Source organism: Paracoccus sp. TRP (assembly GCF_000185925.1).
In the GTDB taxonomy this organism is placed as follows: domain Bacteria; phylum Pseudomonadota; class Alphaproteobacteria; order Rhodobacterales; family Rhodobacteraceae; genus Paracoccus; species Paracoccus kondratievae.
Window position 1 is genome coordinate 1 of record NZ_AEPN01000117.1, and the last position, 1,066, is coordinate 1,066.

The following is a 1,066-nucleotide window of genomic DNA, read 5'->3' on the forward strand; positions in this document are numbered from 1 at the left end:
CCCACATTCTCCAAGTAAGTCGCTGATTTCGCTGTCGTAATCGTGATATTTCGCATATAAATCATGGCGTTGACGGCTGCGAGGGGCGCGTTTCATGGATCACCTGGAGGGTGCGGGCTTGGCGCGGGGAGATCGGGTTGATTTCGACCGCCGTGTGCGTCTGGAGTTCCGTGGTGCGCAGATCAGTTCAGACGGTGGCCTGCTGGTGATGCGCGAGCTTGATGACGTGCTCGGCCTGTCCAATCTGGCGTCGGAGGCGCTGCGAGACAGCCGCACCGGGAAGAACACGCTCCATCGGCTTGACGGATTGTTCCGGCAATCGGTGTTCGGACGACTGGCCGGATACGAGGATGTGAACGATGCCGACCGCTTGGCCCTCGATCCCGTGATGCGTCAGGTCGTTGGCGGCAGGGCCGTCGAGGCGCAAGCTGCTTCGGCATCGCAGATGGGACGGTTCGAGACCGAGACGCTGGCTCTGGCCGCGAACCGGGCGGCGCTGGCCGATCTGAACGGCCAATGGATCGACCGGTTTCATGACCGCAACGGGTTGAAATACATCGTGCTGGACATGGACAGCTCGGTCAGCCCCACCCACGGCGATCAGGAAGGTGCTGCCTGGAACGGGCATTTCGACTGCACCTGCTATCACCCCATCTTCTTGTTCAACCAGTTTGGCATGCTGGAGCGCTGCGCCCTGCGTAACGGCAATGTCCACAGCGCCGATGGCTGGCGGGATGTCCTTGATCCCGTCATTGCCCGATATGCTGGCCGCGACCTTGGTGGACGCTTCTTCCGGGCCGACGCTGCCTACGCGATCCCCGCGATCTATATGCGGCTGGAAGAAGCCAGGTTCTTCTACGCCATCCGTCTGCCCGCCAACGCCGTCTTGCGCGAGAAGATCGCGCATCGGCTGACACGGCCCGTGGGACGGCCTTCGCTGACCAAGGTCAAACGGTTCTTCGAGGACTTCGAGTATCAGGCGGCGTCCTGGGACAAGCCGCGCCGCGTCATCGCCAAGATCGAATGGCATCCGGGCGAGCTGTTCCCCAAAGTCGGCTTCATCGTC

1 protein-coding gene is annotated in these 1,066 nt (G+C 62.0%); it reads left to right on the forward strand.

The genetic code is table 11. The features are described 5' to 3' along the window. Window positions 1-94: 94 nt before the first annotated feature. Window positions 95-1,066: IS1380-like element ISPme1 family transposase (locus PARACOCCUSGL_RS0120110; protein WP_010401045.1), on the forward strand; the 972-nt coding region annotated here is incomplete at its 3' end.